Annotated in this window: 19 protein-coding genes; 13 read left to right on the forward strand and 6 right to left on the reverse strand. The window is 43.1% G+C overall.

What is annotated here, in order from left to right; all coding sequences use genetic code 11:
- Positions 1-38 precede the first annotated feature (38 nt).
- The gene (locus Q4492_RS04840; protein ID WP_368389431.1) at positions 39-959 is read right to left on the reverse strand and encodes an outer membrane protein assembly factor BamD; all 921 of its coding nucleotides are present in this window, start codon (positions 957-959) and stop codon (positions 39-41) included.
- Positions 960-1114: 155 nt separating this feature from the next.
- Here Q4492_RS04840 and rluD point away from each other — a divergent pair, with 155 nt between their 5' ends.
- The 10 genes from rluD (at position 1115) to Q4492_RS04890 (ending at position 11054) form a co-directional block, all read left to right on the forward strand.
- Entirely contained in the window at positions 1115-2083 is a 969-nt protein-coding gene (gene rluD, locus Q4492_RS04845) for a 23S rRNA pseudouridine(1911/1915/1917) synthase RluD (RefSeq protein WP_303416138.1), read from the forward strand.
- A 6-nt stretch (positions 2084-2089) separates the two neighbouring features.
- Positions 2090-2821, forward strand: a complete 732-nt coding sequence (gene pgeF, locus Q4492_RS04850) for a peptidoglycan editing factor PgeF (RefSeq protein WP_303416139.1) — start codon at positions 2090-2092, stop codon at positions 2819-2821.
- 47 nt (positions 2822-2868) lie between these two features.
- On the forward strand, positions 2869-3495 hold the full coding sequence (locus Q4492_RS04855) for a M15 family metallopeptidase (RefSeq protein ID WP_303416140.1): 627 nt from the start codon (positions 2869-2871) through the stop codon (positions 3493-3495).
- Positions 3496-3811: 316 nt separating this feature from the next.
- Positions 3812-4774 (forward strand): ATP/GTP-binding protein, encoded by a 963-nt coding sequence (locus tag Q4492_RS04860; protein WP_303416141.1) that lies wholly within the window; start codon positions 3812-3814, stop codon positions 4772-4774.
- On the forward strand, positions 4771-5121 hold the full coding sequence (locus tag Q4492_RS04865) for a hypothetical protein (RefSeq protein WP_067862732.1): 351 nt from the start codon (positions 4771-4773) through the stop codon (positions 5119-5121). The genes Q4492_RS04860 and Q4492_RS04865 overlap by 4 nt, the downstream gene beginning before the upstream one ends.
- A 201-nt stretch (positions 5122-5322) precedes the next feature.
- On the forward strand, positions 5323-6279 hold the full coding sequence (locus tag Q4492_RS04870; protein WP_303416143.1) for an ATP/GTP-binding protein: 957 nt from the start codon (positions 5323-5325) through the stop codon (positions 6277-6279).
- A complete protein-coding gene (locus tag Q4492_RS04875) occupies positions 6263-6589 on the forward strand; it encodes a hypothetical protein (RefSeq protein WP_303416144.1) in 327 nt (108 codons plus the stop codon). The genes Q4492_RS04870 and Q4492_RS04875 overlap by 17 nt, the downstream gene beginning before the upstream one ends.
- Before the next feature lie 170 nt (positions 6590-6759).
- Positions 6760-9339, forward strand: coding sequence for an ATP-dependent chaperone ClpB (gene clpB, locus Q4492_RS04880; RefSeq protein ID WP_303416145.1), 2580 nt, complete (start codon positions 6760-6762; stop codon positions 9337-9339).
- A 117-nt stretch (positions 9340-9456) separates the two neighbouring features.
- Positions 9457-10137, forward strand: a complete 681-nt coding sequence (locus Q4492_RS04885) for a hypothetical protein (protein WP_303416146.1) — start codon at positions 9457-9459, stop codon at positions 10135-10137.
- Positions 10138-10268: 131 nt separating this feature from the next.
- Positions 10269-11054, forward strand: a complete 786-nt coding sequence (locus Q4492_RS04890) for a response regulator (RefSeq protein ID WP_303416147.1) — start codon at positions 10269-10271, stop codon at positions 11052-11054.
- Between the two features lie 76 nt (positions 11055-11130).
- Here the strand turns inward: Q4492_RS04890 and Q4492_RS04895 are convergent, their stop codons facing one another.
- Complete coding sequence (locus Q4492_RS04895; RefSeq protein ID WP_067983930.1) at positions 11131-11397, reverse strand: hypothetical protein; 267 nt, start codon at positions 11395-11397, stop codon at positions 11131-11133.
- A gap of 459 nt (positions 11398-11856) precedes the next feature.
- On the opposite strand from Q4492_RS04895, the gene Q4492_RS04900 reads away from it, so the two are divergent.
- Both Q4492_RS04900 and ilvN read left to right on the forward strand, forming a co-directional pair.
- Positions 11857-13578, forward strand: coding sequence for an acetolactate synthase 3 large subunit (locus tag Q4492_RS04900; protein ID WP_303416148.1), 1722 nt, complete (start codon positions 11857-11859; stop codon positions 13576-13578).
- A gap of 2 nt (positions 13579-13580) precedes the next feature.
- On the forward strand, positions 13581-14075 hold the full coding sequence (gene ilvN / locus Q4492_RS04905) for an acetolactate synthase small subunit (protein ID WP_067862709.1): 495 nt from the start codon (positions 13581-13583) through the stop codon (positions 14073-14075).
- Positions 14076-14216: 141 nt separating this feature from the next.
- On the opposite strand, the gene Q4492_RS04910 is transcribed toward ilvN, so the two are convergent.
- Positions 14217-14495 carry a hypothetical protein gene (locus tag Q4492_RS04910; RefSeq protein ID WP_067862707.1) on the reverse strand — a complete coding sequence of 93 codons (279 nt, stop codon included), beginning with the start codon at positions 14493-14495 and terminating at the stop codon, positions 14217-14219.
- 138 nt (positions 14496-14633) lie between these two features.
- Entirely contained in the window at positions 14634-15806 is a 1173-nt protein-coding gene (locus tag Q4492_RS04915) for a cytochrome-c peroxidase (RefSeq protein WP_303416149.1), read from the reverse strand.
- Positions 15807-15978: 172 nt separating this feature from the next.
- On the opposite strand from Q4492_RS04915, the gene Q4492_RS04920 reads away from it, so the two are divergent.
- Positions 15979-17415: a sensor domain-containing diguanylate cyclase gene (locus Q4492_RS04920; RefSeq protein WP_303416150.1), complete on the forward strand. Its 1437-nt coding sequence runs from the start codon at positions 15979-15981 to the stop codon at positions 17413-17415.
- Here Q4492_RS04920 and Q4492_RS04925 read toward each other — a convergent pair whose 3' ends face one another.
- Both Q4492_RS04925 and Q4492_RS04930 read right to left on the reverse strand, forming a co-directional pair.
- Positions 17416-17697: a peptidylprolyl isomerase gene (locus Q4492_RS04925; protein WP_303416152.1), complete on the reverse strand. Its 282-nt coding sequence runs from the start codon at positions 17695-17697 to the stop codon at positions 17416-17418.
- Between the two features lie 84 nt (positions 17698-17781).
- Positions 17782-18609 (reverse strand): NAD-dependent protein deacetylase, encoded by an 828-nt coding sequence (locus Q4492_RS04930; protein ID WP_303416154.1) that lies wholly within the window; start codon positions 18607-18609, stop codon positions 17782-17784.
- Between the last annotated feature and the right edge of the window lie 95 nt (positions 18610-18704).

Consider the following 18704-nt stretch of genomic DNA (forward strand, 5'->3'; position numbering starts at 1 on the left):
CCATTAAAAAAGGCACCCTAAGGTGCCTTTGTGATGAGTTAGTTACTTTCGTCATCATCATCGAAGACGCCAAATGTGATAGTGCTAAAAATACCACGTTCAGGCTTTGGTGCCTCTTGGCTCATCCTAATAGGTGTAGCTACAGGGGCTTCTTTAGCGTCACTGAAAAGGTCGAAGGTTGCAGCATCAAATAAGGTTTTTTCTCCTTTGTAGACAGGAGTGTATTGATATTCTGGGAAGTTTTTAGCTAAGACCGATTGGGTATCTGCTGCTAAGTCTTGCTGCCCTAAATGAGTATAGGCTTCTATCATGACGGCAAGAGCATCAGGAACTGCAGGTGTTTCTTGCATATTCTCAATGACGTAACGGCCACGATTGGCGGCAGCGACAAAGGCTTCACGTTGTATATAATAGCGAGCAACATGAACTTCATAGGCGGCTAAACGGTTTTTTAGATAGACCATACGTTTCTGTGAGTCAGGAGCATATTGGCTATCAGGGTAGCGGTTAACCAGCGTTGAGAAGCTTTCAAAAGAATCAAGCGCAGCGCCTGGGTCTCGTTGTGTCTCATCGATAGGTAAATATTGTGTGATCCATGAGATATCTTGTTCAAAGGAGGTTAGGCCTTTGAGGTAGTAAGCGTAATCAATATTTTCATGGTTTGGATGTAATCGAATAAATCGATCCGCGGCAGCGCGTGCAGCTTCAGGTTCGTAGCTGTTATGGTAAGCGTAGATCAATTCTAGCTGAGCTTGTTCTGAAAACCGTCCGAAGGGATAGCGAGCTTCCAGCAGTTGCAGTTTCTCAATTGCTAGATCGTAGTTCTGTTGATCCATCGCAGACATAGCTTCTTTATAAAGCTGTTGTTCGGGGATATCCGGTATCTCTTGGATATCTTCAAACCATGAGCATGCCGTTGTCATAAAACAGAACAAAGCAATAATAAGTAATTTGGTCATTCGCATCTTTTATTAATCCCAGTGTAGTCTCGGGCCCGAACGGTTATACTGGGCACAAAGAGGCTATAAGCAATTCAACGGCCTATTTAACCACAACTGGTTGGGCCTGTTAACACACTCAGGCCTAACAATTAAGAAAGTTCTGCTAGGTTCTGATGTCTGATCAAATACAACTCCAAGCACAAGTGGGAAATGATCTCGTTGGTAAGCGACTTGATCAAGCTGTAGCCCAGCTATTTCCAGATTACTCTCGTTCTCGCCTACAAGGCTGGATTAAAGACGGCTCGCTAACTGTTGATGGGGTCGTGAAACGCCCGCGCGATAAGTTATTTGGTGGCGAAATTGTCGCTATTGATGCTGAACTTGAGATGATCGAAGATCATAAACCGCAAAATATACCTCTTGATATTGTTTATGAAGATGAGCATATTCTGATCGTCAATAAGCCTGCAGGTTTAGTGGTTCACCCTGCCGTTGGACATCGAGATGGTACGTTATTAAATGCATTGCTCTACCATTGTCCAGAGATAGCTCAAGTCCCTAGAGCAGGTATTGTTCATCGACTTGATATGGATACAACAGGATTGATGGTGGTTGCTAAAACAATCGTGGCACAAACAGAGTTAGTTACGCAGTTACAAGAGCGCTCTATGGGGCGTGAATACGAAGCAGTTGTTAATGGTGTAATGACCGGTGGTGGTATGGTCGATGAGCCCATGGGACGTCACTCTAAGCATCGTCAAAAGATGGCGGTGGTCGGTGTAGGTAAAGAAGCGGTTACTCACTATCGCGTATTGAAAAAGTTACGTGCCCATACACATATTCGTTTAAAGCTTGAAACGGGGCGTACCCATCAGATCCGTGTGCATATGGCGCATATTAATTACCCGCTTGTGGGTGATCAGCTTTATGGTGGTCGCTTTCGACTCCCAAAAGGTTGTAGTGAGGATATGCTGCAAACCTTGCGGAATTTTAAACGCCAAGCTTTACATGCTAAAAAACTGGAGCTTTGGCATCCACATAGTGGCGAGTTGGTTTCTTGGGAGGTTGACCTTCCTGATGACTTTAAACATTTGCTGGATGTGCTTACCGTTGACGCAGAAGCATCGAATGATGAGATTTGATAGGACGTGAAATTTATACCGGCTAAGTGGCAAGCTCCCTCCAAGGTTCATGCGCTAACTACAACACGTTTAGGTGGTGTTAGTCAGGGCGTCTATCAAGGATTGAATCTTGGTGATCATGTGTCTGATCGGATTGTTGATGTACAGGACAATCGTCAAAAACTGATAGCTGAACTGAACTTAACGATCCCCCCGCAGTGGTTATCACAAGTACATGGTACCGATTTGATTCAAGCGTGTGGAGATGGGGTTCGACGTGAAGCTGATGGTTGTTGGACGGATGAGCTAGGCTTAGCTTGTATTGTTATGACTGCGGATTGTTTGCCGGTTTTTTTTACCAATTCAGCAGGCAGTAAAGTAGCTGTTGCCCATGCAGGTTGGAGAGGTTTGCTAAATGGGGTATTGGAAAATACGTTAAAAGTTTTCCCAGATCCATCCGATCTGCATGTTTGGTTTGGGCCCGCTATTGGCCCTAAGGCTTTTGAGGTAGGTTCTGAGGTGTACGAGCAGTTCTGTGATTCTAGTTTAGAAGCTCAATCTGCGTTTTCTAAAATTGATGATACCCATAACAAGTATTTAGCAGATATTTATTCTTTAGCTTCACAGCGATTAAAAAAAGCAGGTGTTGTTAATATCACTAGCTCCTCTCTTTGCACTTATTCAGATGCAGAACGTTTTTATTCCTATCGTCGAGATGGTGAAACAGGACGATTAGCCAGTTTGATTTGGATTGAATAATTCAAGTTTTCTAACTTTATCTTATGAATCTTTATTAGGAGACAAGTTTGCCTGAGGTAACTATAAAGCCTGCATCGTTTGTGGACCTGCTCACAGTAATTCCGAACCTATTAATAGATCTCAAATATTTTACTGGGGATAACTTTGTAGGCGTTCCTATCAATGGTTATGAACGAAATGTCGGTTTGATAACAAACCCAGCGGCTCAGGCGTTACTCCGCGTTCAGAATGAACTCGCTCATTTTGGGCTAGGTCTTAAAATATTCGATGCTTACCGTCCTCAACGAGCTGTTAACCATTTTATTGATTGGTGTGAGGAGGAAAACGAGTGTGTGACTCAAGCGCGTTTCTTTCCTGATTTAGATAGAAGTGAGCTATTCAGTAAGGGTTATTTAGTTCGTCACTCTAGCCATAGCCGCGGCAGTACTGTTGATTTGACATTAATTGACCTGTCTAGCGGAGAAGAGCTGGAAATGGGAACTGAGTTTGATTTCTTTGGGGCTGAATCATGGATAGATAGTCAGACGATTTCTTGTCAAGCTCGAGCTAATCGCATGTTGTTACAAGGGTTAATGATGCAACATGGTTTTGTTCCTTATCATCATGAATGGTGGCACTTTACCTTACAGGGTGAGCTTTATACAGATACCTATTTCGACTTTATAATTGAATAAGTGTGTTTTATTTAAATGAATACGAGATAGGAGAATAGGGCTTCTTCACGTTTTGCGGGAAGAGTCTATGGCTTTTTACTATATTAGTAATATCGGATAATTATTTTTTATTTAGGCTGATATCTGTTAAAACCTTAAGTGATTAACGTACAAATTTTCTTATTTAGGCTAAGAATTAGCTTACTTCTTACGTACTTCCCGCCTAAATTGCTGTGAAAGTGGCTATCACTGATATGGCTCAGGTATAGTTAATCTGTTCTGTGTGACAGTGTCTATTGCTTCGTGTTGGTTATTTTGAAGCTATAAGGGATTAATAATGACTGATTATAAAGTTTTATTCACAGGCTCAGTGTGTTCAGGTAAAACTACAGCTATTCGCTCATTGAGTGATATTGAGACGGTTGATACTGATGCCCGCGTAAGTGATTCTGCTATTCGCCGTAAGAAAAAAACCACAATCGCCATGGATTATGGCGTTCTTGATCTATCAGATAGCGCCCGCTTACATCTCTATGGGACGCCGGGACAAGAGCGTTTCAAGTTTATGTGGGAAGTCATGATGAGTGACTTAGTGCATGACGCTGAGGGGCTTGTTTTGTTGGTGGATAATACGCGTAATGATCCTTTTAAAGATATCCGTTTTTATGTGGAAGAGTTCCGAGACTTTATAGTTCGTCGCCGTTTGATTATTGCCGTCACCCATTCCGATGAGAAAGCGGAGCCCGATCATGATTATTATATGCAAGAGCTCAAGGCTATGGGCTTGTTTACAACCGTTATTTTTATTGATGCACGAGACCCAACCTCGGTACTTAAAATAGTAAAAGAGTTGGTTGGGCATCGAGAAAAAGATATTGCTTGGTCTGAACTAGAGCAGCGACTAGCCGTCAATAGCACAATGCCTCAGGCGAATGGGGAGGGCGATTCCTCGGCTATTGAGGTTGATGAAGAGGTTACATTACTTGAAGCTGCGATGAATACACGAGGTATTACAGGCGCAATTCACCTTGGGGCCGATCGCAAAGTTTTGAGCTCTAATGTTAGTAGTAAACAAAATAAAGAATTACTACGTTCAATGATTAATTTGGTGACTGCATTAGAAGCTAAGGCTTCTTTTCTAGGGCATATAGATGATTTGGTTTTATATGGCCCGCAACAAGAAACCCTCTCGGTGTTTGTTGAAGAGGAGCAGGCACTTGGATTGTGTTCCCATAAAGATTTAAGTATCAATGTAGTTAAACAGCAAGCTGTGGATCTTTTGCAGTGGAGTCGGCGATGAATGAATTACTTGGAACAATAGATAAACCTAATGTTGTTGAAAGTAGTTGTTTTCTTGAAGGGAAAGAGGTGACCACATCTTCTTTTACCAAAGCAAATCGACATTATGAGACGGTTGCAAGGCAGACGTTTAGCTATATATTTTTAAATGTTGGTAAGCATAAAAGCAAACATAACGAGGCTCACCTAGAAATAGGTGATAAACGTTTAAGTGGCTTTCTGTTAAAAGCAAATAGAGTGCTCGTTTGTTTATCAGAGAAAGAAACTAATATTTCCGATGTAAGAGCTCATATTCAGCAGGTTCAGCATCTTATTGCAAAAGCTGAAGTTGAGCGCATGCTCGCCTAGATAGGGGCTAAAAGTCTCTATCTATTACGTCCTGTCTAAGGTGTTCGACTTATTCGTCATATCAATCCAGTGTTAAGCATGCGATAAATATCATCTTATCAGATGGAAATCTGAATGTTTTTTGAGGTGTTTTAGTTTTCGTTCAGCTGAGTATTGCTACACTGGCACTACTAATGTTCCTCTGAAATAAGGAATGCATGAATGAAGGATTATAAGATCCTATTCACAGGGTCAGTTTGCTCAGGAAAAACAACAGCGATTCGTTCAGTCAGTGATATTGAAACACTTGATACGGATGCTCAGGCCAGTGATGTAACTGTTAGGCGTAAGAAAAATACCACGATAGTTATGGATTACGGGGTTTTAGACTTAAATGCTGAAACACGTGTTCATCTATATGGCACACCTGGTCAAGAAAGATTTCGTTTTATGTGGGATATGCTAACCAGTGAATTTGCCCACGACGCTATTGGTATGGTCCTTTTAGTAGACAATACGCGCAAAGACCCTTTTCGAGATATACGTTTTTATGCGAAAGCGTTTGGTGATTACCTGCGTAAACGTAGGCTGATTATTGCTGTTACTCATTCAGATGTGGAATCTAACCCAGATTACAATCGTTATTTAAGCGAGTTAAAAGATCTCGGGGTTATGAGTACGGTTATGTTTGTCGATGCTAGAGACCCACGAGCAATTTTAGGTGTTATTGAAGAGCTAATTTCAGCGGTAGAAAGAGATATAGATTGGGACCAGGTTCGGGATCGATTACTGGATACTAATGGTTTCTCCCTTGATTTTTATAAGCCTTTATATGAAGAAACCCTTTTAGATGCCGCGATGAATAAGAGGGGGGTTTTAGGCGCTATGCATATTGGAGAAGGGCAAGATGTACTGTGTTCTAATATTGATGATGCCTCTATTAAATCATTGTTGCTCAATATTAATCGTTTAACTGATGCTATATCAGAAAAGGCGAGTTTTTTAGGTGCGGTTAATAATGTTGTTATTGCTGGCCCTAAGGTCGATACCTTATCGGTCTTTAATGATCAAAATCAGTCTTTATGTTTAAAATCAGATAAGGATATATCGCTACCTGTATTGAAGCAGCAGGCAGGTGATTTGTTGCAATGGAGTATCGACAATGACTATTTGGCATGAAATGCAGGATAAAGGGTTAATACTCTACGGTTGTGTATTACAGAGTGGGGATGTGCAGGCATCTAGCTTCCCTCCTGAAGCTAAAAAACAGCTCTCTGTTGCTAAACAGGCATTGGCATATATCTTTCGGTCTGTTGAAAAAAGCGCCAAAAGTCACGATGAAGCCCACTTAGAAATTGGAGACTGCTTATTTAGCGGCTTTCAGCTAGATCCTAATACGTTACTTATCTTTTTAAGTGAGCATGATACTAATACGTTACAGATCCGTCAGTTTATTGATCAGAATAAAAAACGATTTCTTGATGTGTAAAATGGTCTCAAGTTATCTTAATATAAGAAATGTCTAATTTTTGTTTGCTTGCCTCTTGAAGCCGACCCGGTTCACCCTCATATCTCTGGTATACGATAAATCATTCAATTCTCCCTGTTCTTAAAATACAACTAAGATCGGGGTGAATTGGATTAATCAGCGGAGGGCATATGCGTCCAGATAAATTTACGTCCCAATTGCAAGAAGCTCTGGCAGACGCTCAATCTTTAGCTGTAGGCCGAGATCATAATTACATTGAGCCTGTCCATCTTTTACAAGCATTACTAGATCAGCAGCAGGGTAGTGCTGTGCAGTTATTAGCTCAGGCGGGTGCAGATATGCAGCGTTTGAAAAACCAAACCGCACAGTACATCGACCGTTTGCCGAGTGTGCAAAACCCTGATGGTGAGATTCGTTTCTCTCAAGATGTTGCACGCGTCTTTAACAAGACAGATAAGATCGCCCAGCAACGGGGTGATCAATATATTGCTAGTGAACTGATTCTTTTAGCCCTGCTAGATGATAAATCTGATGCAGGTAAAGCGCTGCGCGAATCAGGTGTCAGCAAAGACAGACTAGAAGCTGTTATCAATCAAATTCGTGGAGGGGAGTCAGTGCAAGATCCTAATGCAGAAAGTAATCGTCAAGCTTTAGATAAGTATTGTATTGATCTTACTGAACGTGCGGAATCAGGCAAGCTCGACCCTGTAATAGGACGTGATGATGAGATTCGTCGAACTATTCAAGTTCTACAGCGCCGTACTAAAAACAACCCTGTACTTATAGGGGAGCCGGGCGTCGGTAAAACTGCCATTGTAGAAGGGCTTGCACAGCGTATCGTTAATGGTGAAGTTCCTGAAGGGCTTAAGCGTAAAAAAGTGCTCTCGCTTGATATGGGATCGCTAATTGCTGGTGCGAAATTTCGAGGTGAATTTGAAGAGCGTCTAAAAGCTGTATTGAATGAGCTATCTAAACAGGAAGGGCAGGTTATTCTGTTTATCGATGAGCTACATACCATGGTGGGCGCAGGCAAAGGTGAAGGCGCAATGGATGCGGGTAATATGTTGAAGCCTGCATTAGCTCGAGGTGAGTTGCATTGTGTTGGTGCCACTACCTTGGATGAATATCGCCAATATGTTGAAAAAGATGCAGCTCTTGAACGTCGTTTCCAGAAAGTAATTGTCGATGAGCCAGATGAAGAATCCACGATTGCTATTTTGCGTGGTTTAAAAGAGCGGTATGAGATTCATCATGCGGTTGATATTACCGACTCTGCAATTATTGCTGCGGCTAAATTGTCCCAGCGATATATCACAGATCGTCAACTTCCCGACAAAGCGATAGATCTAATCGACGAAGCCGCTTCTCGTATTCGTATGGAGATGGATTCTAAACCGGAAGATATGGATCGCTTAGAGCGCCGTTTAATTCAGTTGAAAATGGAACGCGAGGCGCTTAAAAAAGAGAAAGATGCTGCTGCTAAACAGCGATTGAAAGAGCTAGAAGAGACTATAGGGAACATCGAAAAAGAGTTCTCTGATCTGGACGAAGTCTGGAAAGCAGAAAAGCTAGCGCTCCAAGGTTCTCAAAAAGTTAAAGAGGAGTTAGATTTAGCGCGAATCGAACTTGAGAAGTATACCCGTGCGGGTGATCTTCAGAAGATGTCCGAGCTACAGTATGGTCTTATTCCGGAGCTTGAGAAGGAGCTTGCCGCTGCAGCCCAAGCAGAAGAGCAGGGGCAGCAGGGAACTAAATTACTGCGTAATAAAGTGACGGAGGAAGAGGTCGCTGAGGTGGTTTCTCGTTGGACAGGGATTCCGGTCAATCGCATGCTGGAAGGTGAGCGAGAAAAACTATTACGTATGGAATCAGAGCTGCATAAGCAAGTTATCGGGCAGGACGAAGCCGTGATTGCTGTCTCTAATGCGGTACGCCGTTCACGAGCGGGTTTATCTGACCCTAATCGGCCTAATGGTTCATTTCTTTTCCTTGGCCCTACAGGGGTGGGTAAGACCGAGCTATGTAAAGCCCTTGCAAGTTTTTTGTTTGATACAAAAGATGCGATGGTGCGTATCGATATGTCTGAGTTTATGGAGAAACACTCCGTTGCACGTTTAATCGGTGCGCCTCCAGGCTATGTCGGTTACGAAGAAGGGGGGTATCTGACTGAAGCGGTGCGACGTAAACCTTACTCTGTTTTACTGTTGGACGAAGTCGAAAAAGCGCATCCAGATGTTTTTAATATTCTGTTGCAGGTATTGGAAGATGGGCGCTTAACTGATGGTCAAGGGCGGACAGTTGATTTCCGCAATACGATTGTAGTGATGACCTCTAATTTAGGGTCTGATCTTATTCAGAACTTCAGTGATGACGATGATTATCAGCTCATGCATAACGCGGTAATGGAGTCTGTGGGTATGCACTTCCGCCCAGAAGTGATTAACCGTATTGACGAAGTCGTTGTGTTCCACAGTTTGAAGAAAAGTCAGGTGGCCGGTATCGCTACTATTCAGCTACAGCATTTGCAAGATCGTTTGGCTGAACGCGAGTTGAAACTAACGTTAACTAGCACAGCGATGGATAAGCTGGTGGATGTAGGCTTTGAACCTATCTATGGGGCAAGGCCGTTAAAACGAGCCATTCAGCAGTGGATAGAAAACCCGTTGGCACAGGAGATATTAGCGGGCAAGTATCTACCGGGTACAGAGATCGCTGTAGATGTGGAACAAGGGGAGTTTATCTTTCGATAGTATGAACCTCTAAGGGTAACGCCGTAAGCCTGTGAATTGATCTTCGCAGGCTTTTTTATTGGCGGCGATCCGTTATGCTAAGTGTCTGTTATTACTTTTAGATAAGGTAGGGTTTTGATGCGGTTATGGTTTATAGTTTTTTTATTACTGGCTGGATGTGCAACACAAAAGCCGCAAAAGCAGGCTCCGCCCATTTCAAAGGTTACAACCGTCACGCCCATTGAGATCGGTTTACCCACACAATATGCATTTTCACCTTATGCTGATTATCTATCGCCTCTCTTATCTAATTTGAATCAAGAACCTTTCTATCACTTGAGTAACCCCCAGCTACTGGTTAATTACTACCGCTATAGTGATGAAATTAGTGCGAATGACCCACAGAAAACGGTTTATGCATTTACAAGTAAGGCAGGGGGTGAATGGGGCTATATAACCACGAGTGTGGGTCGTTCACCTATTGCTAATGGGTTTGTTATTGAGCATAGCCCTCTCGGAACCGTTTATGCATTAGTGCTGAAACAGACTAAGCTTTGTTTATCGACCCAAGCGAAAGGTTTACCTGTGTTTACACATGGGCGGTGGTTATTTAATGAATCCCCCGGTTTTTTTGAATGTACTGGGTTGACCAATAAGAGCATTTATAAAGTGGGTTCAGGCTTGCCAGGTCTGCTTGGGCCATATTTTGATGACAAAGATACGGTTTTGGTTTTTCGTTCGCGAGGTCAACTACAGCAGATTATCCTTGCGCTTAAATATCAGTTCCCTCAACTACTGGTTCCAGCCATAAATCGTTGATTCTCTGTTTTTAAGCAGCCTAACTGGACGGAAAACAATGTGTTTGTTATACCTGATAGGCTAAAAGATCGTTATTGTTTCTGATGAGTGGCCCAATTTTAGTTAATGGGTGGATGTTGTAGAGGGGAAGAATGAGTCAAATTAAAGTACTGATTGTTGATGATGCTCGATTTATTCGTGATCACGTGTCACGGATTGTAAAAGAGCACTTCCCTGAGTATCAGATTGATTCTGCTGAGGATGGTGAAGCTGGGCGCAAGCAGATGAATAATGAAAATTACGATCTTATTCTTTGTGATTGGGAGATGCCGGGTATGTCTGGCTTGGATCTTCTGCAATGGGCTCGTCAGCAAGTTAACTATGTCGATATACCGTTCATCATGATTACCAGCCGTGGGGAGCGAGATTATGTGCTTAAGGCGATCCAAGCTGGTGTTAACGACTATATGGGTAAGCCTTTCGAAGATAGGCAGTTAGTTGAGAAAATTAAGAAGTACGTGGGTAAGCGTTTCACTACTAGTGCAGAATCACGTCGAAAGGCAGCTCAAATGCTGGCGGCAGGAAAAACTGCTGCCGTGGCAAAGGCGGCGAAAAAACCTAAAGGCTTAGCTCAGCTACGTGTTGCTTCTGGTGTGTTGCGTTGTGCTATTAAAGAGGTAACGTTGCAGTCAGTACAAGTCGTGGTCAAACGGGAGGATGGAGTACCTCAGCTTCTTGAGCAGTCAGTGGTTGATATTGAGCAGGTGAATGGTAATAGTGTTGCTCAGATGAATGGTTTTATTTCAGGTTTACAGGCAAACGAAAAAAGCACACAGACAAACTTTATTAGTGTTGATATACAGTTCGTTGATAATGATCCAGAAAAACTAGAAGTATTAACGCATTATATTGCGAGTTTGACTAAACAGTCGGATTAATGCTGAGGGGGTTCTGGCGTAGTAAAGGCTGCCAAGAAGCAGCCTATAGATCAATTAATAGGTATTGATTGTTCTCTTAATATAGTGCTTTTTCATCTTTTATTACGTCGATCAACACCTCAAGGAAAAGGCGATCGGCTTCGCTGTGTTCTAGCGGTATTTTAATGTTAGTGACTGATGACAGCTCATCCGCGATAACCACCGCTGCATTATCATCATTTATATGCTCTCGAGCTATTTTTAGTGCTGTCTCGCAAATTTCAGGTTCAACAAGTACTTTTCGTATGAACGACATCAGTTCGTTAATCACGCGTTCTTTGTTTTTAATCTCAGCAATACTCATAGGGATCTCCTGTACACGTATAGTTGGAGCGAATTGGATTTTGGCGCTCCGCCTCTGAGTTTTATATAGCAAAACTATAACGCGATCTGGCTGTTCTGGGTAGTAGATTACTACAAACAAGCGCAATGCCTCAGTTTTCCCTCCTTTGGGTTGAAAAAATCAACCTGAATGGGCTACAATTACCGCCTCGAATTTTGAGGCCTTGAGTGTGTAGGTAACCCCGAAACTCAGGGAGACAGCTTTCTGTGAGCCGTTTCTCAAAGGTCTGTCGGTTGGGAGATCCCTAACACCGGCACACACCCGAACGTGAACCTTCAGCTCTACCCCTGGAATGGTTCAGAGTGAGATCGCTAGAGAGTCAAAAAATATTGTCTGGTACAGGCACGTTCAACGTTACAGAAACAAAAACTGTTAATTTCGTCAGTAACGAGACACTGACGTCGTTAGAGGGTGAATAAAGTGGAATTACTTTCAGGCGCAGAAATGGTTGTTCGCGCACTTCGTGATGAAGGCGTTAAATTTATCTACGGATATCCTGGCGGTGCATTACTGCACATTTACGATGCAATCTTTACTCAGGATGACGTCGAACACATTTTGGTCCGCCATGAGCAAGCTGCCACTCATATGGCAGATGCGTATGCACGTGCAACCGGTAAAGCGGGTGTGGCACTTGTAACTTCAGGTCCAGGGGCGACCAATGCCGTTACAGGCATTGCTACGGCTTACATGGACTCAATCCCAATGGTTGTTCTTACAGGTCAGGTTATGTCACACCTGATCGGTGAAGATGCTTTCCAAGAAACCGATATGATCGGTGTCTCGCGTCCTATCGTGAAACACAGCTTCAGTGTTCAGCGTCCGGAAGATATTCCAGAGATTATAAAGAAAGCGTTCCATATCGCTGAGAGTGGCCGTCCAGGCCCCGTTGTTGTCGATATCCCTAAAGATATGACAACCCCAACAGAGCGTTATGAGTATGAATACCCTAAGAGTGTCAAAATGCGCTCTTACAACCCTATCTCTAAAGGGCATTCCGGCCAGATTAAAAAGGCTGTGGATATGCTGTTGGCTGCCAAGCGTCCCGTTATTTATGCGGGCGGTGGTGTCATTATGGGTGATGCGAGTAAAGAGTTGATCGCACTCGCTAAAGAGTTAGGTTGCCCTGTTACAAATACGCTGATGGGCTTGGGTGGTTTCCCAGGTACTGACCCTCAGTTTATTGGTATGTTAGGTATGCATGGTAGCTATGAAGCGAATATGGCGATGCATCATAGTGATATGATTTTAGCGGTCGGAGCTCGTTTTGATGACCGAGTAACGAACGGTACCGATAAGTTTTGCCCAACGGCAAAAATTGTTCATATTGATATTGATCCTGCATCGATCTCTAAAACGATTAAAGCTGATGTGCCAATCGTAGGGCCTGCGCAAGCGGTCTTAAAAGAGATGTTAGAGCAACTGCAAGCGGCGAAAAGTACGCCATCTGCTGAAAGCCTGAAAACATGGTGGGAGCAGATTGAAGAGTGGCGTGGTCGTCATGGCGGTCGTTATAAAACAGATGACTCCAAGCAGATGAAGCCTCAGCAGGTTATTGAGATGCTAAGCAAAGTCACTAATGGTGATGCTTATGTTTGTTCTGATGTAGGTCAGCATCAAATGTTTGCTGCTCAGTATTATAAGTTTAACAAACCTAACCGTTGGATTAACTCCGGTGGCTTGGGAACTATGGGCTTTGGTTTACCTGCTGCAATGGGCGTTAAGCTTAACTTTCCTGAAGAGGAAGTTGTATGCGTAACGGGTGAAGGTAGTATCCAGATGAATATCCAGGAACTATCTACCATTAGCCAATATGGTATCCCAGTTAAAGTTATCTGCTTGAATAACCAGTCATTAGGCATGGTACGTCAGTGGCAGGATATGAACTATGAGTCCCGCCACTCGCAGTCTTATATGCAGTCGTTACCTGATTTCGTCAAACTGGTTGAATCTTACGGTCACGTAGGCATTAAGGTTGAGCGTTATGAGGATCTTGAAGGCGCTATGCGTGAAGCATTTGCTATGAAAGATCGTATGGTATTCATGGATATCGCAGTAGATCCGTTTGAGCACGTTTACCCTATGCAGGTACCGCGTGGTTCTATGCGTGACATGTGGCTAAGCAAAACGGAGAGAACATAATCATGCGTCATATTATTTCTGTATTGATGGAAAACGAACCGGGTGCATTATCCCGTGTAGTTGGATTGTTCTCTCAGCGCAATTTCAATATTGAGTCGCTAACCGTTGCACCGACAGAAGATGAGACATTGTCTCGTTTGACGGTAACTACTATTGGCGATGACCGTGTGGTTGAGCAGATTACTAAGCAGCTGAATAAGCTGATTGATATAGTGAAGGTTGTTGACCTGACTGAAGGCGATCATCTTGAGCGCGAGCTTATGATGATTAAAATGAAAGCCAACAATGGTACTGTTCGCGCTGAGATTAAGCGTACGACAGATATCTTCCGTGGCACTATTATCGATGTGACGCCAAATACTTTTACCGTACAGCTGGTGGGAGCAAGCAGTAAGCTGGATGCTTTTATCGAAGCCTTAGGGACGTCCAATATTATGGAAGTTGTACGTTCTGGTGTATCGGGTATTGCCCGTGGTGAGAAAGTTCTGAGCGTATAAATTCAGACAAAGGTTAGAATCAAGCGGCATTCTGGTAACGGGATGCCGCTTTTTTTATGCCGCAACGATGTGTTTTAGTAGCGCTTTTAGTCTAGAGATCTTTATTTATTATTGGAGAGGAGGCCGGTAACTGACCGAATGTTAGGCAATGAGGAGTTGTTTAAGCTCGGATATTTTCTCGCGAGATATATCTAAATCAACTTTAATTGTTGTATCGGCTGCGCGTCTTCGTATCGTGTGATGTTTATCACAGGCAGGTTTGCGGCGCTCAGGACCTGAATAATTGACGCGCTGTTGTTGCACAAACCAGTCTTCTGCATGGTTCAGCGTAGGGAAATAGGGGCTAGTTCTACCCGCACTTTTATCATACCAATAATAAACAAATTGATAGTTACGAAAATCTTTAATGAGTTTTGGCATCGTTTTCTACAACAGTCAGAGCAAAATATGACTCGTATTCTATGGTAAGAAAGCTGAACAGCAGCTGATAATTGTTGGCTGTTTTAGAAAAATATTAATAAAACAGCCTATGGATAAGTTGTGCAAGGATTAGGGGAGTTATTCTTTATTATTTAACAGATGCTCATAACGTTTATCAGTGAGTGTTTTCATAAATGCAACTAGCGCATCTACGCGTTTATCATCAAGTGCTGGCCCTGTTTCTAACTCTTTGAGTGATAAGTTTTGCGGTACTTCAGGTGTAGCCCAAACCTGTCCTGTTTCGGGATTGATTTGGCGTTTACTACTGCGGCTGTTGTATTTATCGTAAAACAGAACAACAGTACGTAAATCTTGAAAAACACCGTTGTGCATATAAGGGGCTGTTACCGCGATATTACGCAGTGTCGGGACTTTAAATTTACCCGCTTGTTTAGGATCATCAACCTGTGGATGATTGAGTAAGCCTGTATCTGCTGTATCAATAGGAACACTATTTTTCTTGCGTCCCTCAATATTGGTTGGAATGCCAATATTATGATATTCGTAGTTAGTGAATGTCTCTTGTGGATGACGCTGAGATTTATTCAGCTGATGGCATAGATTGCAGTTGGTGAATTGTTGGGAGAAAAATAGCGTGCGGCCTAATTCCTCCTGCTCTGTCATCTTATATTCGCCTTTTAAGTAGCGGTCATATTTTGAATCAAATGGTGCGAATAGTTCAGTACGTTCGAAATGGGCGATGCTGTCGGCCATCGCTGCATAACTGTTTTCCGCATTGGTGAAAATATTATCACCATAAAGTGATTTAAATGCAGAGAGATAAAACGGATTTTCCTGCAAACGTTTAACTATTACTCTTTTGTTGGGCATGCCCATCTCTATAGGATTCGTAGGTGGTCCTCCCGCTTGGCCTGCCAAGTTGCTTTCACGGCCATCATGAAACTGCCCTCCAATATATTTGCCTTCTTTATTGAATGTGAAATCCGGGCTAAACATTGCGTAGGCGGCTGTGGGGGCATTACGATCACCGAGTGAATGACCATCATCACCTAGTGAATAGGCACCTTGAACGCCATTGTCGCGAGGGTCAGTAAAAGCATGACTAGCGGAATGGCAAGTGGCGCAGGATTGAGTTCGATTAAAGGATAGGTTGGTATCAAAAAACAACTGCTGCCCTAGCTGTTCTTTAGTTGGGGTATGTCGGGTATCATCTGTATTATTAGCATTACTGTATGTAGCAAGTAGTAATAGCAAGAAAGGCAAGATATTGTGGCGAGTGCGTATATGCATATGAAATATATTCGATAATGTGAATGTAATTGATAACCGTTATCAATAATACCCTTTTTTGAGATTTTATTATATTGATACTCATCAAATATTATAGATCCAGAGCATCAATACAGAGCTTATCTTGGTATCTTTTAGCGAAGCTAAGATAGAAAGGGTTAGGTGGAAGTTCGTGAAGTTTAAACAGCGTATGCTTGTGGTGGTCAGTTTACTTATTGTTATAGGGTTTATGCTGACGGCTAGTGTAAGTTTTTATCTTTCTCGACAAGCGGCCTTAAATTCGCTTGTTGAGCACGAGATGCCATTAACAAGTGACAATATTTATGCTGAAGTTCAGCGAGATTTGATAAAACCGAGAACCGTTTCTTCCTTTATGGGGAACGATACCTTTTTGAAGGATTGGATTCTGGCGGGTGAGCAGGATTCCACTTCTGTTGTACGCTATTTGAGTGAGATTAAACGGAAATACGGTGCTTTTACCGCTTTTATGGTTTCCGATTTAACTCGAAATTATTATCACGCTGAAGGGTTGCTGAAAGAGGTCTCAGAGAACGATTCACGAGATGATTGGTATTTTCATCTGCGCCAGATACCTGGCAATAGTGAATTAAATCTAGACCCTGATTTAGCTAATGGCGATCAGTTAACTATATTTATCAATTTTAAAATCCGTGCATCTGATGGTACCTTTCTTGGTGCTACAGGACTTGGACTTAATCTAGCCAGTATCACCCAGACGTTTTCTGACTATCGTGCTCGTTATGGCAATAACGTTTATCTCGTAACGCCGACGGGTAATCTGTTGTTACATGACCGTTCAGGCTCGGTGTCGACAAGTCTGTACCAAAAGATTGGCGTTAAATCTGTAGTGGAACAGGTCCTGTCTCTGCCGGAGGGGCGCTTTTCCTATGAGAAAGATGGAAGAACCTATCTTCTTAATACGCGCCATATAGAGGAGTTAAACCTGATTCTCTGCGTGGAAGCGGAAGAGGGGCAGGTTGATGAGGCGCTTTTCCCACCGCTGTTTATTACCTTATTTGTCAGTTTTGTTGTGACGGGTGTTGTTCTCGCACTGCTCTTAAAAGCGATCAACCATTATCAGCAGGAGCTGGAGAGCGTTGCTTGGCAAGATCCATTAACAGGTCTGTTAAATAGACGAGCTTTTACGGAACGTTATGAGCGGATTAAAAGTGGTCATCTACGTAGTGGTAAGCCGCTTTCTTTGCTGATGATCGATGTGGATCATTTTAAAACGATTAATGATAGAGGGGGGCACTCATTGGGAGATCAGGTATTGCAGCATATTGCTGACTTACTGGATGATAACCAAAGACCCACCGATTGTTTAGGCCGTTGGGGCGGTGAAGAGTTTATCCTCTTATTGCCGGATACGGGTTTGGAGCAGGCAGCGCAAATTGCTGAACGTATCAGAGCTAAGCTCGAGGAGCATCAATTAGTGTTTCAGTTGTGTCAGCAAGAGGTGACATTGAGTATTGGCGTGGCAGAGCAGCAAGGTCTGTTTGATTTAGATGCTCATGTATTGGCCGCTGATATGGCCCTATATAAGGCTAAGCAAGATGGTCGTAACTGTGTACGATTGGAAGAGTAATTACTTACGGTAGATTGTTTCGATTAGATGCCAGCCGAACTGGGTTTTTACAGGGCCGTGAACAATATGAAGCGGCTTTTTAAAGACAACATCATCAAAAGGTTTCACCATCTGGCCGCGTCGGAACTCTCCTAGATCACCAAAACGTTTGGCGGAAGGGCAAAAGGAGTGTTTTTTAGCCAATTTCCCAAAATCAGCCCCTCGCTTTAACTGCTTTTTGATTGCTTCTGCTTGGTCGCGTGTTTTTACCAATATGTGTCGTGCGCAGGCGCGATTAGCCATGATTCTACCCCTTAAAATATATCTTTCTATTTTACTGCAAAAGGGTATTAATTGCAGAAAGATTCTATAGACGGGTGACTGTGTTCACAGTAGTGGTAGTGTTGCGGTGAGTGTTTCGCTAATGGGTGCGCTAATTTTCAAGCTGAGTAGGGAGTCAGCTCGAGTGACGCCTAAGTTAAGTGCGGCAATAGGTTTGTTCCCTTCTGCGGCTTTTTTACAGAACCTGAAACCAGAATAAACCATCAGTGAGCTTCCAATAGTGAGCAAAGCATCGGCTTGTTCCAGTGCATCCAGTGCGCTAAAGACTGTTTCTTTAGGTACATTATCCCCAAAGTAAACAACGTCAGGTTTTAAAATGCCTCCACATTCAGCGCAGTCAGGCACTTTAAAGTGTTTAAACTGATCGGTTTCTAAGTCGGCATCGCCATCAGGTTTTGCTGTTGCCTCAAATATCTCAAATTGAGGGTTTGCCTGAGCACTGATTTCATGGATATAGGTTCGATTGTAGCGCTGCGAACATTGCATGCATTTTACTTTGTCGGAACGCCCATGCAGGTCGATAACCTGATGGCTTCCCGCTTTTTGGTGTAAGCGGTCGACATTTTGTGTAATGAGCAAATGGATATGACCTAGTTGCTCTAGCTTGGATAGGGCTAAGTGGGCTGGACTGGGTTGCGCATCGCGAATCATTGGCCAGCCGAGTAAACTCCGTGCCCAATAACGCTGACGGGCATAATGGCTGTTCATAAACTCGTGGTGTTGTACGGGAGCTGTGTGCTGCCAGTTACCCTGTTTATCTCTGTAGGCGGGGATTCCCGAGTCTGTGCTCACACCTGCGCCAGTCAGGACGACTAGCCGTGGGTGCTGGTTAATAAACTCGGCTAGCTGCTCTGCGTAGGTTGAGATATTCATCAAAATTGACTCGTAAACGGTATCTGTAGTCTACCTTATACGAAAAAACCGCGCTCTTGGTTTAGAGAGCGCGGTTTTATGTGTCATTCAGTCGC

It is taken from the genome of Neptuniibacter sp. 1_MG-2023 (genome assembly GCF_030547185.1).
Classification (GTDB): domain Bacteria; phylum Pseudomonadota; class Gammaproteobacteria; order Pseudomonadales; family Balneatricaceae; genus Neptuniibacter.